The 23,673-nt window shown below is 47.5% G+C and carries 23 protein-coding genes; 15 read left to right on the top strand and 8 right to left on the bottom strand.

The genetic code is table 11. The annotated features are described in order from the left end of the window. The 6 genes from CUN67_RS12680 (at position 1) to CUN67_RS12655 (ending at position 6,045) form a co-directional block, all read left to right on the top strand. Entirely contained in the window at positions 1–2,490 is a 2,490-nt protein-coding gene (locus tag CUN67_RS12680; RefSeq protein WP_208715696.1) for a hypothetical protein, read from the top strand. Positions 2,491–2,545: 55 nt separating this feature from the next. Further along, positions 2,546–2,962 carry a hypothetical protein gene (locus tag CUN67_RS12675; protein ID WP_217621292.1) on the top strand — a complete coding sequence of 139 codons (417 nt, stop codon included), beginning with the start codon at positions 2,546–2,548 and terminating at the stop codon, positions 2,960–2,962. 73 nt (positions 2,963–3,035) lie between these two features. Continuing rightward, entirely contained in the window at positions 3,036–3,848 is an 813-nt protein-coding gene (locus CUN67_RS12670) for a hypothetical protein (RefSeq protein ID WP_208715695.1), read from the top strand. A gap of 9 nt (positions 3,849–3,857) precedes the next feature. Further along, the gene (locus tag CUN67_RS12665; RefSeq protein WP_208715694.1) at positions 3,858–4,145 is read left to right on the top strand and encodes a hypothetical protein; all 288 of its coding nucleotides are present in this window, start codon (positions 3,858–3,860) and stop codon (positions 4,143–4,145) included. A gap of 9 nt (positions 4,146–4,154) precedes the next feature. After that, positions 4,155–4,718, top strand: coding sequence for a hypothetical protein (locus CUN67_RS12660; protein ID WP_208715693.1), 564 nt, complete (start codon positions 4,155–4,157; stop codon positions 4,716–4,718). Between the two features lie 13 nt (positions 4,719–4,731). After that, complete coding sequence (locus CUN67_RS12655; RefSeq protein ID WP_208715692.1) at positions 4,732–6,045, top strand: hypothetical protein; 1,314 nt, start codon at positions 4,732–4,734, stop codon at positions 6,043–6,045. 24 nt (positions 6,046–6,069) lie between these two features. Here CUN67_RS12655 and CUN67_RS12650 read toward each other — a convergent pair whose 3' ends face one another. From CUN67_RS12650 to CUN67_RS12630, 5 genes are all read right to left on the bottom strand, one after another. Beyond that, on the bottom strand, positions 6,070–7,536 hold the full coding sequence (locus CUN67_RS12650; RefSeq protein WP_208715691.1) for a glucosyltransferase domain-containing protein: 1,467 nt from the start codon (positions 7,534–7,536) through the stop codon (positions 6,070–6,072). 385 nt (positions 7,537–7,921) lie between these two features. After that, positions 7,922–9,145, bottom strand: a complete 1,224-nt coding sequence (locus tag CUN67_RS12645) for a DUF6056 family protein (RefSeq protein WP_208715690.1) — start codon at positions 9,143–9,145, stop codon at positions 7,922–7,924. Further along, positions 9,129–9,602 carry a hypothetical protein gene (locus tag CUN67_RS12640; protein WP_208715689.1) on the bottom strand — a complete coding sequence of 158 codons (474 nt, stop codon included), beginning with the start codon at positions 9,600–9,602 and terminating at the stop codon, positions 9,129–9,131. The genes CUN67_RS12645 and CUN67_RS12640 overlap by 17 nt, the downstream gene beginning before the upstream one ends. After that, positions 9,589–10,527 carry a glycosyltransferase family 2 protein gene (locus CUN67_RS12635; protein ID WP_208715688.1) on the bottom strand — a complete coding sequence of 313 codons (939 nt, stop codon included), beginning with the start codon at positions 10,525–10,527 and terminating at the stop codon, positions 9,589–9,591. The genes CUN67_RS12640 and CUN67_RS12635 overlap by 14 nt, the downstream gene beginning before the upstream one ends. Continuing rightward, positions 10,524–10,883 (bottom strand): GtrA family protein, encoded by a 360-nt coding sequence (locus CUN67_RS12630; RefSeq protein WP_208717197.1) that lies wholly within the window; start codon positions 10,881–10,883, stop codon positions 10,524–10,526. The genes CUN67_RS12635 and CUN67_RS12630 overlap by 4 nt, the downstream gene beginning before the upstream one ends. 340 nt (positions 10,884–11,223) lie before the next feature. Here CUN67_RS12630 and CUN67_RS12625 point away from each other — a divergent pair, with 340 nt between their 5' ends. From CUN67_RS12625 to CUN67_RS12595, 7 genes are read left to right on the top strand one after another with little or no spacing between them, the layout of a single operon-like run. Next, positions 11,224–11,451 (top strand): hypothetical protein, encoded by a 228-nt coding sequence (locus tag CUN67_RS12625; RefSeq protein WP_254711344.1) that lies wholly within the window; start codon positions 11,224–11,226, stop codon positions 11,449–11,451. Positions 11,452–11,453: 2 nt separating this feature from the next. Next, complete coding sequence (locus CUN67_RS12620; RefSeq protein ID WP_254711343.1) at positions 11,454–12,458, top strand: glycosyl transferase family 2; 1,005 nt, start codon at positions 11,454–11,456, stop codon at positions 12,456–12,458. A 17-nt stretch (positions 12,459–12,475) separates the two neighbouring features. Then, positions 12,476–13,249 carry an NAD(P)-dependent oxidoreductase gene (locus CUN67_RS12615; RefSeq protein ID WP_208715687.1) on the top strand — a complete coding sequence of 258 codons (774 nt, stop codon included), beginning with the start codon at positions 12,476–12,478 and terminating at the stop codon, positions 13,247–13,249. Further along, positions 13,246–14,079: a sugar phosphate isomerase/epimerase family protein gene (locus CUN67_RS12610; protein ID WP_208715686.1), complete on the top strand. Its 834-nt coding sequence runs from the start codon at positions 13,246–13,248 to the stop codon at positions 14,077–14,079. The genes CUN67_RS12615 and CUN67_RS12610 overlap by 4 nt, the downstream gene beginning before the upstream one ends. Then, positions 14,076–14,432, top strand: coding sequence for an EamA family transporter (locus CUN67_RS12605; protein WP_208715685.1), 357 nt, complete (start codon positions 14,076–14,078; stop codon positions 14,430–14,432). Before CUN67_RS12610 ends, CUN67_RS12605 begins: the two co-directional genes overlap by 4 nt. 12 nt (positions 14,433–14,444) lie before the next feature. Then, the gene (locus CUN67_RS12600) at positions 14,445–15,248 is read left to right on the top strand and encodes a glycosyltransferase family 2 protein (protein WP_208715684.1); all 804 of its coding nucleotides are present in this window, start codon (positions 14,445–14,447) and stop codon (positions 15,246–15,248) included. Between the two features lie 36 nt (positions 15,249–15,284). After that, entirely contained in the window at positions 15,285–17,591 is a 2,307-nt protein-coding gene (locus CUN67_RS12595) for a hypothetical protein (protein ID WP_208715683.1), read from the top strand. Positions 17,592–17,622: 31 nt separating this feature from the next. On the opposite strand, the gene CUN67_RS12590 is transcribed toward CUN67_RS12595, so the two are convergent. Genes CUN67_RS12590 through puuD form a run of 3 tightly spaced genes read right to left on the bottom strand, consistent with a single transcriptional unit; the run spans position 17,623 to position 20,243 of the window. Next, the gene (locus tag CUN67_RS12590) at positions 17,623–18,900 is read right to left on the bottom strand and encodes an NAD(P)/FAD-dependent oxidoreductase (protein ID WP_302882258.1); all 1,278 of its coding nucleotides are present in this window, start codon (positions 18,898–18,900) and stop codon (positions 17,623–17,625) included. Positions 18,901–18,924: 24 nt separating this feature from the next. Then, on the bottom strand, positions 18,925–19,482 hold the full coding sequence (gene puuR, locus CUN67_RS12585) for an HTH-type transcriptional regulator PuuR (protein WP_208715681.1): 558 nt from the start codon (positions 19,480–19,482) through the stop codon (positions 18,925–18,927). Continuing rightward, complete coding sequence (puuD, locus tag CUN67_RS12580) at positions 19,479–20,243, bottom strand: gamma-glutamyl-gamma-aminobutyrate hydrolase (protein WP_208715680.1); 765 nt, start codon at positions 20,241–20,243, stop codon at positions 19,479–19,481. Before puuD ends, puuR begins: the two co-directional genes overlap by 4 nt. A gap of 210 nt (positions 20,244–20,453) precedes the next feature. Here puuD and CUN67_RS12575 point away from each other — a divergent pair, with 210 nt between their 5' ends. Beyond that, positions 20,454–21,869 (top strand): glutamine synthetase family protein, encoded by a 1,416-nt coding sequence (locus CUN67_RS12575; RefSeq protein WP_302882254.1) that lies wholly within the window; start codon positions 20,454–20,456, stop codon positions 21,867–21,869. A 370-nt stretch (positions 21,870–22,239) separates the two neighbouring features. Further along, on the top strand, positions 22,240–23,598 hold the full coding sequence (locus CUN67_RS12570) for an APC family permease (protein WP_208715679.1): 1,359 nt from the start codon (positions 22,240–22,242) through the stop codon (positions 23,596–23,598). Positions 23,599–23,673 lie beyond the last annotated feature (75 nt).

Here is a 23,673-nt window from a genome sequence, read left to right as displayed (position 1 = left end):
ATGAAACCACAATGCATTCAGGCAGTAGAAGCACACCTTTCTAACGTTCGTGGCGCGCCGGTTAAGCTGACTCCAGCAGCCATTGCACGCATTGACTCTCGCATGCTGGAAGGAGCAAAGGTACTGGCCCGGAGAGATCGCGCTCGCTGGCAGGGATGGACTTCTGATGAGCGTACTATCGCTATCGGTAAGTGGGTACGAGAGCAGGAAGAAATTCAGGCTGACGCAACGGCCCGCAGCCAGATTCGGCAGCTGTCAGCCATCTCCGATGCCGCTCGTCGTATGAATGACCTGGCGGCGGCGCGCGAAGATAAGCCAGGGAAGTGGAGTAAGGCTCTTATTGATGTGCTGGAAGGCGTTGATAACATCCTCCGCGGTGCAGAGCAGGTTGCTGTTCGTGGTTTGGGTGATATGCTCAAGGCGGCAAAGGTTGGCGGCTTTAATCTGGACTTTGGCAACCGTCGCAGCGATGCCTATTTCTCGGATGTTGTTCGGGAGATTTACGGGCAAGACACTGGCAACGCAGGCGCTAAGGCATTTACGAAACAGTGGTCTGATGCGATGGAAGGTTATCGGCAGGCGCGCAACCGGGCCGGTGGCACGGTAGGCTCGATTGATAATTATGCCCCTCAGTCGCACGACCCAACAGTAATGCAGCGTGTCGGAAAGCAGGCGTGGACCAGCTTCATGATGAAGAATCTGGACCGCAATCAGTACCTGAGTGACTCGGGATTGCAGCTTGATGACAAGGCACTTGAAGGTGTGATCGGCAAGATGTATGACTCCATCGTTACCGATGGGGTTAACAAAATAACTCTGGACCAGCAGGGGCTTGCAGAGGGTGCAGGAGGCGGATTTGGTTCATCCAACATTGCCAAATCACTCAATGACAGTCATCGGGAAATTCACCTTCGCGACGCCGATGCCGTTATCGAATACAACCGCCAGTTTTCCGATCGCTCTCTTGGCTCGTCGTTCTTCGCTCACCTGAACCGCTCAGCGCGAGATGCCGCATTGATTAACGAGCTGGGGCCAAATCCCGGCGTGACATTTTCAACGCTGCGCGATACAGCACGTAAACGCGACAGCCAGATGCCTGGTGCGAGCTTTGACGGTGACGGGAGCGTAAAAGGCTCGACACGTGGCGGGTTCTCACCTGATGCCTATTTCCGGCAGATGGTGAACAACAATAACGACTTCACCACATTCGACCGCATCAGCAGCGCACTCACTGCGTACCAGGCTGCTACCAAGCTGACGAGTACCGCGTTGCGCGCTCCATTCCAGGACACGCCTGGCATTCTTCTGAACATGTCTGATGTTGGTCAGCTCGGGAATATTGGTTCCATCATCCGTGCCGCTCTAAGCCCGAAAGAGGTTTCTCAGTTTGGCATCGGTGCCGAGGTGGCAACACAAGCTGCCCGTGATGGTTCAGAACGCATCATGACTCAAGGCCGGTTTAATATCGGCAATGCCATGACCCGTTACGCTCAGGCCACGATGAAATACACACTGCTGGATGCGTGGACGAATGCCGCGCGACGTGCCGGTCAGACTTCACACGCGTTTGCATTGGCCGACTGGTCAAAGCTGCAATGGAGCAGCCTGGATAATAGCCAGAAGGCGTTGCTGAACAATGCCGGTATTGATGCAGACGACTGGCAAAACATCATGAGGATTCCCCGCAAACAACTGCGCGGTAACGACATACACGATGTATCTGACGTGGCATCGCTCGGGCTGTCCGATGATGAAGCAATGCGCCTTCAGGGGCGCATGATGGGCTTTGTGCGCATGGGCGGTGACATTGTGACATCAGAGCACAACCTGACCGCACAGACGATTATGAGCGCCGGTGGCCGCACCAATGCACTGACCAAGCAGGTGATGCTGTTCAAAAATGCTGGCGCAATCCAGACGGCACACATGCTGGACCGACTGAGCCGTAAATCAGGAGGAACGCGGGTGGGGTATGTCGGCGCAACGGCAGCCCTGTCACTTGGTTTCGGTTACATGGCTCTCGTCGCGCAGGCTCTTACCAATGGTCAGAACCCGCCGCCGCTGGATGACGTCAGGACTATTGGTCGTGCAATGGCTGTGGCCGGTGGCTATGCCATGGTTCAGGACATGATTACCAGCATGTATGACGCCGTCAGCGGCGACAACAGCGGGCACAGCTCAAGCGCAGTTCCTATCTTTGGCGACCTGGCAACACTCGGCAAGATCGCATTCACTGCGCCGACTGACCCTAATAAGGCCGGATACATGGCGATCAAGTTCGGACGTCAGCAGATTGCTCCGCTGAATTACTGGTACACCAAAGCAGCAGTAGACCATCTGTTTTTCAACGATGCAGCCGAAGCGCTCAACCCTGGATACCAGCGTCGCCTGAGAAAGTATGCAGACCAGAAAGGCCAGCAGTATTTTTACGACCCGGACGGAAGCCTGCGATCTCCCGGCGTAGGCGAGTACACGAAACCACTTCAATAGTTTGCCAATTCTGATTATTCTTATTGAAATTTGACTTAACTAACTTTCAAGGGGAATGATGAAAGCAACTGTGTTGATGGTTTGCATAATGCTCGGGTTGAGTTTTGGCCTCAGTGGGTGCTCTGTATATATGGCATCTCAGCAGCCAGATAAAAAGGATGTCAGTCTGTTTAAGCGTGGAACACCCCGCAGCGTTCTCCTTGGTGAATTTGGCTATCCGATCGCACAGACTGAGCATGATGGCAAGAAATGGGATATATGGCGTTTTCGTCAGGGTTACAGCGATGGGGTCAAGACTGGGCGAGCTATCGGACATGCAACCATGGATGTGTTGACGCTAGGTATCTGGGAAGCTGCTGGAACGCCAATTGAGACTGCTGCTGATGGTAACATGGTTTCATATGAAATCGCTTATGATGATCACGGCAATGTTTCAGACGTCATCCTCCTCAGCAAGAAAGACGGAAAATAGCTGACTTAATTAGTAAAACCTGAAATCTCAATAACCCGCTCCGGCGGGTTTTTTATTGCCTGGAGAAAAGTAAATGCCAGCAACTCCAACGGATCGCCTGTATGGATTGACCACAAGTGTGGCAGTTAAGCCAGCGGTTGATATTTCAGCTGATGTAAATATTCAGCTTTACGGCCCACAGACAATCACCACGTCAACACAGACAGGGACGCATACCCTGACTACAACAGAGGGCGACAGGGTTCTTCTCACCGCTCAGGATAATCCTATTGATAATGGCATCTGGATTTCAAAACCGGCCACCTGGGTCAGATCGCCAGACTTCAATGGACCAAGAGATGTTGTTAATGGGACGCTGGTGTTTTCAATATTCGGCGACTGCTGGCAGGTAGAGGCTGTTAACCCTGTAGTCATCGGTACGTCTCAAATTCATTTTCGATCAACTTACCCATTCAGTGACTCGCTGAATACATTGCAGCGTGCATTGCGCGTACCGGAAACATTCCTGAATGAACTTCCGGTAATAGCAACCCGAGACGGTAAATTCATTACATTTGATTCCAGCGGTCAACCTGTGATGGTCACCGCTGATGATATTACTGCTGATGAAGCAGCAGCAAGACAGCATGCCGATGCCAACCTTCAGGACCAGCTCACCGGAAACGTCCCGTTAGAGGCATCAGCCTTCTCAGTTATCTCCTGGCATAAGCAGACCGTCGATAACAGCGTCGAAATCCCCGACAACATGAATGCCTGGTCATTCGGTCCCGTTATTACCGTCTCTCCTGGGCAGTCCGTAACCATCCCCGAAAACAGCTACTGGACGATTGCAAATGGCCAGCAGGTAACCAACTCCGGCGCAGACGTCGATTACGGCGAACTTTAAGGAATCCACATGGCAGCATCACTTCAGTTAAAAGGCGGCACTGCCGCTAAGGTCGCAGCATATACGCCACTGGCTCGCGAAGTAGTAATCGACACAGATAATTACCGATTGGTGATTGGGGATGGATCTACAGCTGGCGGCAAGCCACTGACGGTTGTCTCGGCTCCAAAATGGACCACTGCACGAAAGTTAGAATTTACCGGGGCAGCAACTGGAGAATCAGATTCTGTGGATGGGTCAGCAGATATCTCCATCGCCCTGACTCTCGGCGCAGTTGATCTCGGCACTCTGGCATAAGGGTGGGAAATGGCAACCTCCATTCAAATCAAAAGAGGCGCAACTGCAAAGGTTGCAGCCTATACGCCGCTTGAAGGCGAGCTGGTATTAGACCTGACCACCAAAAAGCTCTATGTCGGCGACGGATTAACGGCAGGGGGCAATCAGATTGTCGCAAGTCGTAAAGGCGTTACGGACGGTACAGATGCTGCAGCAGGGGAAATTGGTGAGGTGCTTTCCGCCTCATCAAACGCAACCCCTGTCACGCTAACTTCAGGAACAGCTTCGAACCTGATCCAGTTAACACTTACTCCAGGCGATTGGGACATCAGAGGTGTTGGGAGATTTGAGCCATCAGTTGGATCGGTAACCGCTGTTTCTGCATCATGGAATACAACATCAGCAACCTTTGCTGGATTTCCTGATAACGCACAACTTCAGGGAATAACAGCAGGTGGAACGCAGCAGATTCCCGCACCAATTAAAAGAATGAACATTACCACAAATACCATTATCTACCTCGTTGGGTTGGCTGTATTTACGAGCGGGACCTGCGCAGGGAAAGGATTTATTGAAGCACGTCGCGTGCGTTGATATAGGAAAAATTATGAGCATATTACGTGTTGACCAACTTTCACCTACTGATAATTCAAAAACAATAAATGTGGAAGACATTCTTTACACTGATGATGGAACCATATCATCTGACGTTGTTGAAATTAACTTTCCCTCAGGTGTAACGCTTACTGAGGATATGGCTGAAGATGTTAAGATTACAAGGTATATCCTTGATTCTGATAATGGTGATTGCAGCCTTGCGCTAAATCGTATCTTTACAGAATATGCTAATGCAGAAAGATTAAGCGTCAGATTTCCAACAGGAAATTTCAATTTAATTACCAATGCCGTATATAGCGGGACGGCTCAGATATCCCTGCTGGGGAATGGCGCAACAACTATTTCCTTACAATCTGACAGCTCATCCCCAAACATCTCTATCACGTCAACACGAAGAATTATTATTAAGGATTTAAATGTTGAGGTTGCTGAGTCGTCAAGTGAAGACTTGAAAATTGCTATCTATTTAAACTGCACAGGGCAAGATGCATCACATACCATTCATAATGTGAGGGCAGAAGCAAATATCCTTACTGAAGACAAGGCTGTTATAATGTTCGATCTTGTCAATGTGAGCCTGGGAGCCTTTAGTGATGTCTATATCCGTTATTTCGGTGATTACCGAAATGCACCTGGTAGCAACAACCTTGCATGGAGAATGAGCGCCACAAGCAAGGTCAGCACTGACAGCATGTATCGAAACTGTTCAGTTATTGGCTGTGAGGTTCCGTGGATTATTAACCCACCAGTTGGCGGAACGAATGGTGCTTATCTTGAAGGAGTAACGTGGATAGGTTGCACAGTAGTTGATTGTCAGGAAGGGCCTTATATTTCTGGCGATGCTGCAAATGTATATCGGTCACCGATGTATCGTTGGATTGGTGGGCACGTTAGTGCATATAGACGTTGCTTTTATGCATACTGGGTATCACAGGTATATATCAGTGATGCGCACTTCTATCTTACTTACACCTCAACATCATCACCATTTGGCAACTATCCAGTCTGGCTTGAGCAGGTTTTTGAGGCTGACTTGCATAACCTCAGCCTGCATATGTTTGATCAAACATCCACAGACTCTCATGGTGTCCATGTTGGCCCAGGATGTGACCTGACAAACGTAACCAGCATTACCTGCTACACACCAGTGGCGTCTTACGCAGTAGTTTCATATCCAGCAAGTCGAAGAACCCGAGCTGGGAACTGTTGCTTAATTTACTCAGGCGCAGCCCCATCATCAGCTGTATCGCTTGGCAATACCGGCGATCTGGACATGGGTAACAACACAGTATATGCAGCATAAAAAAGCCCCGAAAGGGGCTTAATGTTAATTTGACAATTTAACAAGGACGGTCCCCGCAACATCTTTTATAGACCCGCTGGAAGGCCAGCTCGGCATCGTCCTTAAGGCTAATTTTTGTTCATTGCTAATGCTGTATTTTCCTACCTGGATAATATTAGCCATCCCTGTGTTTCTAATGTAGTTTCCAACTCTGTCTGATTCACCTCTCTCTAAGAAAGAAATGCCAAACTCATCTGATCCGTTTTGTCTCCACGGATTCTGGATTTTGATCCGACCAGAGAAGTACACAGGTGTTTCATACTGCATTTTTTCAGGATAGGAATGATAAATATCAGTCATTAACTGCTGAGAAAGATATTTTGTCTGATCTTCCGCAACCTTGTCTGAATAAAAAAGCATGTTCACATAAGCACATGATGAAATTGCGATAATAAGTGTTGAAATCAATCTCAATGTTTTGTTACTAAACCACATCACTCCCATTGTAACCGTGGCGGCGAAAACTATTGGCATCTGACTTAATGTTCTTGCTGGCGTGCCTGCACCTATTAATATATTCAAAATAAAAGGGCATAAGAGAACTATGATTGAAAGAAATAATGTAAATGCGGCCTTTTTTATCCCAAACTTAAGTGAAGATAAAACTACAACTACAATTGATATTGCGGTAAGGAAGTAAAGATTAAATCCGTACCAGGTTACAAGGTAGCAGTTGTAAAGAATGAACTTATAAACACCAATGATTGCATCAATCGCACTCATCTTTCCCCACGCTATCAACGCAGCAAAGTAACTCACGTCATTTATGTGGTAATAGCTCTTAACCTGTTTTGATATGATGAGATATATGGTAACTGACACAACGCTTAATAGCGAAAGTATAATGGAGTTGCAAATCCATGACTTCCATCCAGATTTTTCAGTTAAAGAAAGTTTAAGGTGATTTATTGATAATAGTGTTATGGGTAGAAAAACAAAAGACTGATATATAGAGATAACAAAAATATTCAATAAAATGAAGATTGCCTTCCCAGAACGACTCCCATTATCAAAAAAAATCATGCTATAGACAGATAGCAAGAGGGCCAATCCCACGGTCTCAGCTTGATTGCTAAACTGTAACTGGTAAGCCATCTGAGGAAACGTTACAAAAAGAGAAGAGAAAATAATAGATTCTTCTTTAGTTAGTTTAAGGTAGATACTAGAAGCCACTGATGCAGCAGAAATGCAGATAAGAGAAAAGACAAGTGAAAAAAATGGAACCCACGGTTCATGAAATACAAATCTTTTAAGAATGGCATGACCCCACCTGCCAAGATCAATCGTATGAAGATAGTTGTCCATAACATCAACATCGATTGATATTGTATGGTTAGATAGCTCAAATCCATATGCAAATGCAGAGCATACTAAAGCAATTAGAAAAGTGATTATATATTTCTGCTGTAGTCCAGAAAGATTGATGAAATCTTCTTCATTTTCTTTAATCATGATATATCCAAGTTCTTTATAAATATTGCTCTTAGGATTAATCCTAAAAACAGGTTGGCTGATGCTGCCACTTTGTCAGGATAAGATCAAGAATTTGTTATCCACTGTAAGCTATTAGTAATTTTTCGTCATGATCACAGCAGGGCAGTGCTGACAGTAATGATGGGTTAGATCAAGAAAAGGCTTGGATTGGTCTCGATTCTTCCTTGAAGTTCACCTAGCGACATGTATCGGCAATATGATTTTTTGGTGATTAGTCAAGAAATATCGCACCAGTAGATGGCAGTGATTTGTATCATCACGAACGAAGAGAATGACAACGTTGAGGTCACCAATGGATAAGGTGAAGGCAATTGCATAAAGGCCCAGTCGGGCCTTTTTATTATCAAATAATTCTTTTTAAATTGAAAAAGGCATATGCAATTAGAGAGATATTGAATATATATAATACTCTTTCACCAGAAGCATATACTGTTGGGGAGAGGCCTATAGCAACAGTTACCAAGCATCCGGCTAATAAGGTTATAAATGCCCTATAATCTCTGCTTCCATCTATGTCTTCAATAGAAGAAACAGCCATAGAAACGAGGGTTATGAGATAAAAAAGATAGCATCCATATACCTTCATACCTCCGAAATCTATGCTATAGAACTTTCCATAGTATGTAATATAATCAATGTCTTTCATGTAAAAAGACAAAGAGGTTAGGCTCGCTATGAGCACTGCTACAGAAAATATTATGCTCACCTTGCTTATCATATCCCTGCTACCTCTTTTAATTAAGAAGGCAAGAAAGCTAAAAACAGAAAAAATAAAACAAATATTTCTTCCATATGCAACATTTTCAACAAGTCTGTCCACGCCAAGAATGGACTTCTGGAATATGTTCATATCTAATATTTGAGGCATATATCTCGCAGCCTCAACGGAAAATCTACTTGAAGACCCAGGACTCAATAAAGTCAATGCTGATCCCATCAAAACTACAATATAAGCGCAATATAATGTTCTATTGCTTGATCTCTTTGTTATATCAATGCAGTAAATAAAAGGAATGCTCACTAATAAGAATACAGCAACTTGCTCAGATGATGTTGCGATGAGGGATAACAACACTGAAATAATGAATGTTGATTTTTTACTAGAAAAAGACAATAACTCGTTTAATAAAAAAAGAGCGCAGGTTGATGGTAGTAAGTAATTGTAGAACCCAGTTACCCACCACTGAGCATCCCCCGCAACGGGTGCGTTAATAATGAGAAGTGAAAATATAACCAGTGGCATACCGACTTGGTACGGCATTCTTTCCTTAAGGGTTATCGACCACAAAAGATATGAAGAAAGAATGAAACACACCGGGATCATTATTTTCCAGAATGCGTTAATAGTGATCGTAGAAACCATAATGGCTTCAATAATAACTCTTCCACTCCATGTTTTATATCTATTGATCAGGTAATCAAAAAGGTTAACATGATCGAGAGCATGTGAAAATGTTACGTCATCTGCATAAGTCATTAGTCTCAGCTTGCAAGCGATAGCTATGAAAACCAAAATAACAGACGAATACAACAACCATGAGGAAAAAGTTTTATTGTTTACATTCATAGCTCAGAACCTTAGTGACTTTTCCGCCATTATCTCGAATGTAGAAATTGAATTCTGCACTCTCATTATATTCAATAAGTTTTTTACTGATTGAGGCATTGAAGCCTACCTTGTCAAAATCATCCGTTCTGGCAAAAATCTGTGATACATCACCTCTTGCGAAAGTAAACAATGGAAGTATGAATTCTTTACCAGAAGTATTGACTGTGATTATCAACGATCCTTCATGAGGATAAGTGCTGTCAAACATCCATCCCTTAACAAAAAAAGTGTCTTTTCTTGTGCCGCATGAATCAATGCTGTACTTTAAGTCTAGGTCTCTTGCAACTTGACTATTATATGAGAACGATCTAGCTTTGTTCCACGAAGCAAATGAAAGAACCAACGCAGCTATACATGCCGCAATCAGCGTGACAAAAATCACTCTTGGATTACAGACGTGGTTATAAACCTTCACTATTCTCTCCATTAGAATTTTTAACTATATATCTCGGTCTTTGCTTAGTCTCGATATATATTCTTCCGATATATTCACCCAGTACACCAATCCCGATTAGCTGGACGCCACCGAGGAAAAGAATGGATGTTAGGATTGACGGATAACCGTGAACCGGGTTACCGAAAATAATTGTATCTACTATCAGGTATGTGCCATAAAGGAATGACAACCCTGCGACAAAAAGGCCGATATATGTCCAGACACGCAGAGGGAAAGTTGAGAAAGAAGTGATCCCTTCAAGCGCCAGATTCCATAGCTTCCATCCGTTAAACTTTGTCGTCCCTGCGACGCGTTCTGAGCGTGTATATTCAACAACTTCAGTTTTTCCGCCAACCCACGACAGCACTCCTTTCATGAACAGGTTTTTCTCAGGCAGAAGCTTAATATTCTCAACTACCGCACGAGACATAAGCCTGAAATCACCAACGTTTTCTTCAATCTTTGGTTTGCTGATCATATTGTGCAGCTTGTAAAACCACTCGGCACTTTTACGCTTCAGATGGCTATCAGATGAGCGGTCTGCGCGTTTAGCCAGAACCACATCAGCGCCTTCCTTCCATTTCGTAATGAGTAGAGGAATAACTTCAATCGGGTCCTGCAGATCTACATCAATAGGGATAACCACATCACCAGTTGAAGCCTCAAGACCAGCGAACAGAGCTGGCTCTTTACCGAAATTACGTGTGAAGCAGACGTGTTTTACGAGGGCATCATTCTCTTCCAGCTGGAGGAGTAATGTCTCGGTATTGTCAGTGCTCCCGTCATTGATGAAGACGATTTCAACATCATGATGCTGCAGTTCTTTGAAATTTCTGACGGCACTATAGAAGACCGGAAGGGCCTCCTGCTCGTTTAGCACCGGAACTATCAGAGATATCTTCATTTACTCTCCCTGAAGATAAACAGTTTGGAATAAGCGAAGCCGCAAATGAGGCTTACTATTGAAAAAATGATGAGTGTTAATATTGGGTTTAGTTGCGCATGATCTCCGGCCCAACCAACGGCAAGAGCCATTGCACCCATGAAAAATGTATAAAGAATGTATTTTGCTGTTGTGGCCTGTGCATTAAATGTCCACTTTGCGTTTGCAAAGAAAGAGAAGGTGACAGCAACACAAAACGCAATGAGATTTGATAACGATTGCTTGAATCCCAGATGGTACAGTGACCCAAAAATAACCCAATGAATCAATGTGTTAACAACGCCTATCGATGCGTACCTGGTGAACAGCCTGATCATTTTGTCACCCATAAAGAAAAATGACCCTGATCTTGGCATTGCCAGGTCATGAGCGCAAGGTTTGGTAAAGGAATTGTCATGAATCGTTGCCTTGCATGGCATGGGGCATCTGTGGGGCAAAAAATTACCGCAAAGCAACTCAAATACACTTAGTGATATTTGAAACTCTGCGGTAATTGCTCGCGATTGCTTATTTAAACTTACTTCAACGCACTCTCATTTTATATTCCCCTGTATTCGCTACACCCCGCATAACCAGTGGAGTGATGTCGCCAGTAAATCTTATGAAGACCCCCACACCAAATATGATCAGAGTCCGCGTCAGTCGGCATGGGGTCATATGCTGCGGGATGCACAACGTTATGTTCCCGGTTTAAGCGAATGCCAGTATCAGCGCTCCATCTGGGAAGTGAAAACCATTTTACCCCGCAGTGACAGCGATGATTCCCGCCCGATTCTTTTCCGTGCCAACCACGGTTTAAAAGGGTTGCACTGCGTGATGGGTGGCAAGATTGACAATATTTATGACGCGTTGCATGAAATTGAGCGCCTGATTGAGCTGAATTAATAATGATTAAAAGTGAATCATTTGTCTCCGTTGTGATTGTTATCCAAAATCATCTGGAGAACATCTATGAGCCATTATCAAAACTTGGGATGTTGTTAGATGAGAACTATAGCGATTATGAATTAGTTGTCATCGCCCCAGGATTAAACACGACACACGCTGAAGTAGAAGACCGTGTGCTGAAACATATTCCCTGTGTGCGTATTATTCAGCTGTCCAGCGCGGTATTTTACGATGTTGCGCTGGCGGCGGGTCTGGAAAGTGCTATCGGGGATTTTGTCGTTCTGTGGAACCCCTTGTCTGATCCGATTCATATTGTGCCCGAAATTGTTAATCAATGTCGTAGTGGTACTGATGTGGTGGTCGGGGTGTCGAGCCATGTGCGCACGCTGCGCTATCGTATTATCCGTCGTTTGATGAATGTTGCACTGCGTACTATCGATTATGATATACCTCGCAATGCTACCGGTTTACGCTGCTTAAGCCGTCGTGCAGTCAATGCCGTGACGCGAATTGGTCGTTTTCACCATCAGTTTTACCTGCGCATTCAAAAAACAGGCTATCCAGCGGGCGAGTTGAAATATACCCCGTTTAAAGAGTCTGAAGGTGCTAACGTGGTGGAGTCTCTGCGACGTTTATTACGATTGATGGTGTTTAACTCTTCACGCCCGTTGCGCTGGATGTCCGTTCTGGGAATGTGTGGGAGTGTGGCGGGTTTTGTTTTTGCCTGTTACAGCGTGTTTATTCATCTGCTCAATGGCAATGTCGCTGAAGGATGGACGACCACCATTCTGTTTATGACCTCATTATTTATCGTGCAATTCGTCATGATGGCATTTTTTGGCGAATATTTAGGCCGATTACTGGACGAAAGTAGCGCCCAGGCTGAGTATGCGGTGGTCTATGAGCGCACCAGCGAGATCATGGTGAATACCAATCGGGTAAATGTCATGGATACTTCGCTGGCACCGGAAGACAATCACGTTCAGACTGGCCGCGACAATTAATTTACTCAGAGGTTAACATGGACGCACTAATTGGATTTTCTGGTTTTGTTGGCACCACGTTGTTGAAGCAGCGTCATTTCGACTCGCTCTTTCGATCCACTAACATTGATGAGATCGTTGGTCAGACTTTCGATACTGTTGTTTGTGCTGGCGCACCCGCGCAAAAGTGGCTGGCGAATAAAGATCCCGCTGACGACTTACAGAAAATCGAAGCACTAATCGAAAAATTAAAAACGGTCAACTGCCGTCAGTTTATTTTAATTAGTACCGTTGATGTATTTAAAGAACCGGTAAATGTCGATGAAGCGACCTCGATCGATACGACAGGGTTACACGCTTACGGTTTACATCGTTACTATCTTGAGCAGTTTGTCAGCCAGCATTTCCCTGATGCACTGATTGTGCGCCTGCCAGGACTCGTTGGACCGGGCCTGAAAAAAAATATCATTTATGATTTTTTGCATGAGAATAACGTCGCGCAAATCGAAAGTCGCGGTGTGTTCCAGTTCTATCCCATGATCAACCTGTGGTATGACATCGAGATTGCTTTGCAGCACAAACTCAAGCTGCTGCATTTGACTGCGGCACCGGTAAGTGTGGCCGATGTGGCAAAATACGGTTTTGGCTTCGAATTTACGAATCATGTGCAGGACAAGCCGGGCAATTACAGTATGAAAAGCCGTTATAGTCACCTGTTCACCAGCGATGCAGATTATCAATACAATCGCCGTGAATCACTTATGGCTGTTCGTGCCTATGCACAATCTGAAAACGGCGGGAAAATGGGATGAGAATTTCGATCTCGAATATCGCCTGGGACCCGGCCGATGACGAAGCGGTCTGTCGCCTGTTACATACCTGGCAAGTTGATGCTATCGATATCGCGCCAGGCAAATATTTTCCAGATCCATTGCAGACCAGCGATAACGATATCGCCGTAGTACGTCGTTACTGGGAGCAGCAGGGCATTGCGTTGGTTGGGATGCAGTCACTGCTTTTCGGTACTCAGGGACTGAATCTTTTTGCTGACGCAGCGGTGCAGACAAAAATGCTGAACCATTTGCAGGCTGTCAGTCGCATCGCTGCCGGTCTGGGTATTCCTGCGCTGGTATTTGGTTCACCAAAAAATCGTGATCGCCAGGGGTTAAGTGAGGAAGCCACCTGTGAAATGGCCGGTGATTTTTTCCTTCGCTTGGGCGATATCTCACAGCGTGAAGGTGTGGTGATTTGCCTGGAGCCGAATCCTGAATGTTATGGTGCTAATTTTATGACCGGAACGGCTGAGGCAGCGGCGATGGTGCGTCAGGTTAATCATCCTGGCATTAAAATGCAGCTTGATACCGGTGCTATTGCGATCAATCAGGAGAATATCAGTGAAATTATGCAGCGAGATGCTGACATCATCGGGCATATCCATCTGAGCGAGCCTAACCTTATTCCACTTGGTCGTAGCACGGTTGAGCATGCCACTGTAGCCGCAGCGATTAATCATGCTCTGCCACAGCGGGTTGCTACCATTGAAATGCTGATGACACAGAACGAATCCCCCTTGTCTGCCATTGATGAAGCCTTAGAATTTGTGACCCGACACTATCGTGACTCAGCAGGAGCCGCGGTATGAAATGGTTGATCCTTATTTTGGGTATTGCATCAAATGCTTCCGCAAGTGTGCTGATTAAAATGGCGATGACGCCACCGCGCAAATTGCCGAGCCTGGCTGAGCCACTGGCCGTGTTGTCTAACTGGCCATTGTGGCTGGGTATTTTTCTTTACGGTATGGCTTTCCTTCTTTATGCCGCCGCACTGGCCTTCCTGCCATTAAATGTTGCTCATCCGGTGCTGACTTCAGGCGCTATTGCTTGTGTGGCGCTACTCTCAGTATTGGTGTTTCGTGAACCCATTTACTGGTCAACTATCGCCGGGATTATTATGGTGATAGCGGGCGTTGCCTTAATTACTCTAAAAGTTAAATAAGCTGAAAACATTATGACTGAATCAATACCTCAAACCCTTCGTGCTGAATGGGAAGTTCCTGAGTTTGAGCGCCAGATGTGGCAGGGCAAAACACATGATTATTGTGTTGTGATTCCGGTAATTAATGAAGGTGAACGCATTCGTAATCTTCTGACCCGGATGGCGGCGATCAATGTTGCTTCATATGCAGACATCATTATTGTCGATGGCGGCAGTCGCGACGGTTCACTGGAACTGGAAGCGCTGAAACAGTTGCAGGTTAGTGGATTATTATTAAAAACCGGGCCGGGTAAACTCAGTTCACAGCTGCGTTGCGGTTATGCGTTTGCGCTGGATCAGGGATATGAGGGCATTGTCACTATCGATGGTAACGATAAGGACGATCCTGATGCCATCCCACAGTTTATTGCGGCACTGAAAGACGGTGTGGATTTTGTGCAGGCGTCACGTTTTGTTAAAGGTGGTGTGGCAGAGAATACCCCAGCTTCGCGCGATTTCGCGATCCGTTTTATTCATGCGCCGATGCTCAGTCTATTCTCAGGTTTTAAATGGACGGATACAACCCAGGGGTTCCGAGCTTATAGCCGTAAGATGTTGTTGGATGCGCGTATCGCACCGTTCCGCGACATTTTTTTAACCTATGAACTCCTTGCCTATCTTTCTTATCGTGCGCCCAAACTGGGTTTTCGTTGCCTTGAGATCGCGACTGTTCGTCGTTATCCCAAAGGTGAAGTCCCCACTAAAATTAGTGCAATCCGTGGTAATTGGTCAGTTTTGTCGATTCTGTTTGCTGCCTGCTTTGGTAAGTATAACTGAAGATTAATTATGCTATAACCACGACCAGGATGGCGTATGTTTGGATTCTCTCGTGCTAATCTTATAAAAACTGACAACACGAGAGCGGAATTATTTAATCTCGCTCAGTTGTTCGTTTTTTTATTTGCAATTGTTTTTACTGCCACATGTCAGCAGCCGCTTAGTGTTGGCTCAGCAGGCGGCGCTGAGCAATGGGTAAATGTGTTGCCAGATTTTTTTACTGGCCAACAAGATTTTCTTTTTAGCTACGGACCTTTGTACTGGCTAAATGGCAGAATTGTCGCCCAATATTCTCTTCTTTCATATTGGTTGTCAGCTATCTTCATCAGTTTGTATGCTGCAGCTGGCTGGGCAATCATGTTGCGACTGGCGATCAGGCATCGGGCTGTTATTCTTTTAGCAATCGTTTATGTTGCCGTGATAAGGGTTTTTGACTCGGCAGCAATTTACTTTACCCTGCCTCTTTTTATCATCATTTATTGCTGTTCAATTGGCCAGGAACGCTGGTTAGAAAATAAACGGGTGTTGTTTTTTCTCGGCGTTTTCGTCGCTTTTTTATTTTTCGTGCGGTTTTTCTATGGCATGGTCGCATTGCTCACCTTTGGTAGCTATTTTTTTTCGACGGGTGTAATAAAACGTCAATTCTCAGCAGTAGTGCTTTTTACCATCACTGCGATTGTTTTATATTTTCTGTTAGGTTTTCTTATCTTTCATCATGTTAGTAGTGTGATTGATTATGCCGTTATTAATTCACAGCTTAATTTTGGCAACTCTGTGGATATGACGTATGATGTGCGTTTAAAAAATGCTACTTACATCATCATCTTCTTTGTTTTCGTTTGCTTTAATATTTTTCTCGCTAAAAATCAACCAACATTATTACTAACCATCAATGGTCTGATTTTGATTTTTTTAAAAATCGGTTTCTCACGCGCAGACCATTATATTAGTTATTTTATTTTCCCTGTTTCACTGATGTCATTAATATTTGTGGTCAGCTCAAAACGCAGATGGTTCGCAATGGCATTTTTTATACTGGCGTTGATGCTAACGATGGGACATATGTCAATTTTCCCCAGTGTACGAAAACTTGCTGACTTAATGATGCATGAGGATTTTTCACAGAACTACACTGAGCGTGCCGCCGCAAAGTATCCTCAATACGTGCTACCTGCTGATGTTGTTGTTCAAATTGGAAATCAGACAATTGACGTCTATCCCAATAGCAATGAGTATTTATTGGCAAATAAACTTAATTACCATCATCGTCCGTCATTTCAAAACTATATGACATTGACTCCGGTGTTGGATAATCTTAATGCGGCCTTTTTTGCTGGTGATGATGCCCCTGACTATGTCTTGTGGACGGCCTCAATAGCGTGCTTCGATATCCACTGCCCGGCCTATGACGATTTTGACTACAAATATGTCCTCAATGAAGATCCTCTAACGTCGACGGCGATATTGAGCCATTATCAGGTGATCCGAACTTTCCCGGGAGAAAGAGGAACACCTGTTATGCTGTTAAAGAAAAAACCACAGAGTGTGCCAGTAACCCCTCAGGTACTCGGCAAAGTGAGTTTGCATTTTGGTGAATGGATTCCAGTACCTAAATTGACGTCTGGTGCATTAAAATTAAAACCAGAATTAAAATTTACGCTACTGGCAAAAGTACAGAATATGCTCTATCGTGGCGGTATTCTTTACGTAAATTACAAACTGGCCAGCGGCGAAATTAAGCATTATCGCCTGAATATTATTAATGCACAAAGTGGTGTATGGGTTTCCCCCTTACTTGATAGCTTCCCTCAACAGGGGGAACGTGTCATTGAAGTGATGCTGGAAACCTCTAACAGACATTACTTCAAAGATGGTTTCGAGGCGAGCTGGGAGAGTTATCCCTTTGATAATATCAAAGCGGAACAATCATCGTTGCAGACATTCACAGCCGAACCCCCCTTAGGGCTGACTGAGATATCGACGGCCTGTGATGCCAGTATCGATGCTGTTGAATCGATACACTTTATGCTCGATGGCGAGAGTAAAACACGGCTGACGAGTGCGGGCTGGACCGCGTTTTCTATCGAACATAATCAACCCGCGGAACGGGCATGGTTAACACTGACCAATGATCAAGGGCAACGTTTTTACACTCCCATGACGCCCACACCGCGTGGTGATGTCGCGAATTATTTCAGGAAGCCCGGCTTAGTCAATTCTGGTTATAAAGTCGTGGCAGATGTAACTGGTATGAAAGGCAATTACAAAGTCGGTGTATCGATTGCCGGTGACGGAAAACTGTTGCAATGCAACAACTTTGCCAAACCTATTACGCTTCAGTAACCATAAATAAAGGGAGCTTTCGCTCCCTTTTTTATACGCCCAATCTGTCCCTCAGCGCATACCAGGCTGCACCCATTGCTGTCAGGGGGATTTTAAAACGTCTTCCGCCAGGGAAGGGCAGGTGAGGCAACCTGGCGAAGGCATCAAAACGTTCCGCCTGACCCCGCAGCACTTCCGCAATCAGCTTGCCGGACAGATGGGTGCAGGTCACGCCATGCCCGCTGTCGCCTTGCATAAAATAGACATTTTTTTCCAGCTGACCGAATTGCGGCATGCGCGACAGCGTGAGCAGGAAATTGCCGCTCCAGCGGTAACTTAGGCGCACATCACGCAGCTGTGGGAAGGTACGCAACAGTTTTGGTCGGATCAGCGTCTCAATATCATCCGGTTCACGCGCGCCATATACCACACCACCGCCGTAGAGCAGGCGGTTATCGGCAGTGAGACGGAAATAATCCAGCAGGTAGTTACAATCTTCAACGCAATGATTATTTGGCAGTAGCCCAAGCGCCTGATCGCGGGTAAGCGGTTCGGTAGTAACGATTTGCGAGCCACAGGGCATGCTTTTGCGGCTCAGGCGGGGTTCCAGCTGGGAGGGCAGATAGGCGTTTCCGGCGAAAATCACAAAAGTAGCGCTGACATCACCCTGCGCCGTTTTCACCCGATTTGGCGTGCCATAGGCGACTTTCAGCGCGGCAGATTGCTCATAAATACGCCCACCATGCCGACGGATAGCTTCGGCTTCACCCAGCGCCAGATTCAGCGGATGCAGGTGCCCACCGCGTTTATCCAGCAGGCCGCCGACATAGCGATCGGTTGCCACCTCCCGGCGGATACCGCGTTCGTCAAGCAGTTCTAAATCATGGTTACCATAACGCGCCCAACTGGCTTTTTGGCTGCGCAGATGGCCCATCTGGCGGTTGTTGAGCGCGGCAAAAATACCACCGGGCCGATAATCACAGGCAATGGCATAGCGATCAATGCGATCGCGAATAATCTCTGCCCCTTCAAACATCATGCTGCCCAGCATTTTTGCAGTATCTTTGCCATAGCGCTGTTCAATAACATCAACGTCGCGGCTATAGGAATTCACCACCTGGCCGCCGTTACGGCCGCTGGCACCAAAGCCGATTTTCGCCGCTTCCAGCACCACCACATCATAGCCGGCCTCGGTGAGAAACAGTGCCGATGACAACCCGGTAAACCCGCCGCCAATAATGCACACGTCACACTGAATGCTCTCCTGCAGTGTTGGCCAGGGCTGGTGCGCATTCGCAGTTGCGGCGTAATAACTCTCCACATGTTGCATCACAACCTCCTCATGCGCGGAACGTCAGAAATTTGCCGGAGAGTGAGCGCTAACAATCCGGCATGGCTGATCGGTCATATTGGTAAAACTGTGCGGCAAGCCGGTATCGATCACATAGCTTTCACCGGCGTACAGGTGATAACTCTGGCCATTCACTACCAGCGTGATCTCTCCTTCCAGTACCGTCCCGGTCTCTTCGCCGGGATGGCGTAATTTTTCACCGGTGCTGGAGCCTGGGGCATAATGCTCCAGCAGCATCGCCAGTGCGCGCTGCGGCGCACCGTTATCAATCAATTGCAACGACACGCCCAGGCTGCCGATCTCGACACGATCGTCAGGGCGGATAATCACCCGTGGGGTGTTATCTTGTTTGGGTTCTGAGAAAAACTCCGACAACGACAGCCCGTATACCTTAAGGAGTTTTTGTAAGGTACTTACCGCCGGACTGACTTTATCCTGCTCGATGGTGCTGATGGCGCTGTGAGTTAAACCGGATAATTCGGCAACGCGGCGCTGAGACAATCCCAGCTCCTGGCGGATTTGCGATAAACGTCGTCCTGGCGCCAGAGTGGCGTCGTTCATGGTCGTTTTTCCTTGTGATAACGAGCAGCAGCATGAATAAATGCTTCGAACAACCGGCGCGAAATCGGATCGTCGGTCGAATGCCACTCCGGATGCCATTGAACGGCCAGGGCAAACGGGTGCTGACGTAAACTCACCGCTTCTATCAGGCCATCGGCCGCACGCGCCTCGATGCGCAATTGGGGACCCGGCTCACGTATCCCCTGTTGATGGAGCGAATTAACCTTAAAAGCGGCATCGCTACCGAGCAACTGGCTGAGCAGGCCATCCGCTTCCGGTTTTACCTCATGCACCGGGGCGTATTGCTGTTCCAGTGGCAGCGAATCATCTTCGCGATGTTCCCCGAACTGATGCGTCAGGTGCAGGTAGCGATGGAGCGCGCCGCCATTAGCCACCACCAGTTCCTGTAAACCCCGACAAATACCCAGTATCGGCATCTTTTTACCCATCGCGTGGGTGATAAGACCAAAGGCGAGACGATCGCGCGCCGGATCAGCATGGGTCTCCACGCCCTCCTCGCCATAGTGCCAGGGTTCGATATTGCTTGGGCTGCCAGTCAGCAAGATTCCGTCCAGCAGCGTCATACTGTTTTCTAATAGATGAGGGGCCTGCATCAGTTGATGCGGCAAAGGCAGGGGCAGGCCACCGGCGAGCACGATGGCATCAAGATACTTGTTATGAACGGTCTGACCCGGATGGCTGCCAATGTTGTTCTGGCACATCACTACACCAATCAAGGGTTTGTCAAAAATAATGCCCATTACGTCTCCGCGTCGCTGTTCAATATTTTCGCCGATAATGCGCACCTGAGGTAAAAGTGTGCAATATATTGTCAATCTAGCAACCGCCTGGCTAATCTTCAAACAGATTTGTTACATTTGCACACTTTTTGTGTTGGAGCTATGTTAGATAGGTGGCTGTTATTTTGAGCATTGCGCAAACCTGACAAACGGTAAAGGGCGGGTGGGATCATGACGAACCTCGTGGAAGTAGAAGACTTCACGCGACATAGTGAAGAGAAGCGAACCAGCGCGTTCCAGCTGGAGGTGAATACCTGGCTGGAACGCCATCCTGAAACGCAATATGTCGATATACTTTTAAATGATCTGAATGGGGTATTTCGCGGTAAGCGCATTCCCGTCTCAGCGTTAGCAAAACTGGAAAAGGGCTGTTATTTCCCGGCTTCGGTCTTTGCCATGGATATTCTGGGTAACACCGTCGAAGAGGCCGGACTGGGACAGGCACTCGGCGAGCCAGACAATATCTGCTTTCCTGTCCTGGGTTCTTTAATGCCTTCCGCTGCCGACCCTCAACGCGTTGCACAACTGCTTTTGACCATGTGCAACCAAGATGGCACTCCCTTTGACGTTGAACCCCGAAATGTCCTCAATCAGCTGTGGCAACAGTTGCGCAATCGCGGATTATTTCCGGTGGTAGCGGTAGAGCTGGAGTTCTATCTGGTCGATAAAAAGCGTGATGCAGAGGGGTATATCCAGCCGCCTTGCGCGCCCGGCAGTGATGAGCGCAACATGCAAAGCCAGGTCTATTCGGTGGATAACCTCGATCACTTCGCTGATGTGTTGCGCGATATTGACGACCTGGCAAAACAGCAGGGCATTCCGGCGGATGGTGCGCTGGCCGAAGCCTCACCAGGACAATTTGAAATCAACCTGCATCACACGCGTGATGTGCTGAAAGCCTGCGACCACGCTATCCAGCTTAAACGCCTGGTGCGCCAGGTGGCGGAAAATCATGGTATGACCGCGACGTTCATGGCGAAGCCCTATGAGGAGTATGCGGGCAGCGGGATGCATGTGCATATCAGTATGCTCGATGCGGCCGATCATAATGCCTTCTCGCTGGATGACGGTAGCGATTCGCCACTGCTGAAGCGTGCGCTGGCAGGGATGATCGACCTGATGCCGGCTTCAATGGCACTGCTGGCACCGAATGTGAATGCTTATCGCCGCTTCCTGCCAGATGCGTTTGTGCCGTTGCAGGCTTCCTGGGGGCACAATAATCGCACGGTGGCGCTGCGTATTCCCTGCGGCGACGTGGAAAATCATCGTGTGGAATATCGTGTTGCCGGTGCCGATGCAAATCCTTACCTCGTGGTGTCAACTATTCTTGCCGGTATTCTGCACGGTCTGGACAACCAACTGCCGCTACCGCACCCGGTGAAAGGCAATGGCCATGAGGCGGAAGGGCTGGCGTTGCCGATTCGGCAGAGTGATGCGCTGTATGAATTTGAGAACAGTTATCCGCTGCAAAAAATATTGGGGGAGCGTTTCAGTGGCGTGTGGCATAGCTGCAAACAGTATGAACTGATGCAGTTTGAGCGGCTGATCACCGCCACCGAGATTGACTGGATGTTGAAGAACGCCTGATCGCAGGAAGAATAGCGGCAACATCTTGTATTGAAGCCAGTAATTAAGGCAAAATATGCGCCCTGCAAAATACCAACATAACCGACGCTTATCGCGTCGGTTATTTTTTGCAGAGTGATTTCACCATAATTTAACCGAGGCCGGACACGCATCCGGATAGATAGACACTGAAACACGCGTTGCGCGTGAGATTTTGAGGATACAAAGATGGGGCTGTTTACTACTGCACCAGCGCAGGCTGGTTCTCGCTTTCGTGATGACTACGGCGCTGCGGTAAGCACAAATGCTTATCAACCCACCTCCTGTCGCAATTTGCGCAGTTTCCCTGTGGTACAACCCAGTTCGGTTGTTGCTGTAGGGGGCCTGAACAATGTCGCTTAATACCTCCGCCGCACCGCAGCGTGCACACCTGAAAAAATCCCTGACCTTGATCCCGGTGGTCATGATGGGCCTGGCGTATATGCAGCCAATGACCCTGTTTGATACCTTCGGCATCGTCTCAGGTCTGACCGACGGCCACGTCGCCACTGCCTATGCGTTCGCGCTGATCGCCATTCTGTTCACTGCTATTAGCTACGGTAAGCTGGTACGCCGCTTCCCATCTGCGGGCTCCGCTTATACCTATGCACAGAAGGCTATCAGCCCACACGTTGGTTTTATGGTGGGCTGGTCATCGCTGCTGGACTACCTGTTCATGCCGATGATCAACATCCTGCTGGCGAAAAGCTATTTTGAAACGCTGGTGCCGGGCATCCCGTCGTGGATTTTCGTGGTGTTGCTGGTGGGCTTTATGACGCTCTCCAACCTGCGTGGTATCAAAACCGTCGCAAACTTCAACAGCGTGATTGTGGTGTTGCAGGTATTGGTGATGATCGTGATTACCGGCATGGTGATCTACGGTGTGTCGCACGGTGTGGGGGCAGGTACGCTGACCAGCTCGAAACCGTTCTGGTCATCTGACGCCCATGTGGTGCCGATGATCACCGGTGCGACTATCTTGTGTTTCTCATTCCTTGGCTTTGATGGCATCAGTTCGCTGTCGGAAGAGACAAAAGACGCTGAACGCACCATTCCACGCGCGATTTTCCTCACTGCGCTGATTGGTGGCGTGATCTTTATTGCGGTGTCCTACTTCCTGCAACTGTACTTTCCGGATATCTCGCGTTTCCAGAATCCGGACTCCTCACAGCCAGAAATTATGCTGTTTGTCGCGGGCAAAGTGCTGCAGGTTGGCATCCTGATCTTCTCGGTGGTCACGGTGCTGGCATCTGGCATGGCGGCGCACGCTGGCGTTTCCCGCCTGATGTATGTGATGGGGCGTGATGGTGTGTTCCCGGAGCGTTTCTTTGGCTATGTACACCCAAAATGGCGTACACCGTCACTGAACGTGTTGCTGGTCGGCGCGATTGCACTGCTGGCAATCAACTTCGACCTGGTGACCGCAACCGCACTGATTAACTTTGGCGCGCTGGTGGCGTTTACCTTTGTTAACCTGTCGGTGATTGCTCAGTTCTGGATCCGTGAGAAGCGCAACAAAACGCTGAAAGATCACTTCCATTATCTGGTGCTGCCGGTACTCGGCGCAATGACCGTTGGCGCGCTGTGGATTAACCTGGAAGAGACTTCAATGGTGTTAGGTCTGGTGTGGGCAGCTGTAGGGATTATCTACCTGGCGTTTGTGACCCGCACCTTCCGTAACCCGGTGCCGCAGTACAGCGAAGAAGTTTAAATTGAAGTGGTGCGCGGTAACGCGCACCTTCCGTAGCGGCGCGATTTATCGCGCAGGTTTTACCCGCATTGCGCG

This window comes from Pantoea cypripedii, from assembly GCF_011395035.1.
Taxonomy (GTDB): domain Bacteria; phylum Pseudomonadota; class Gammaproteobacteria; order Enterobacterales; family Enterobacteriaceae; genus Pantoea; species Pantoea cypripedii_A.
The sequence above is the reverse complement of the archived record's forward strand: the minus strand, read 5'-3'. Positions and strand labels throughout refer to the sequence as shown.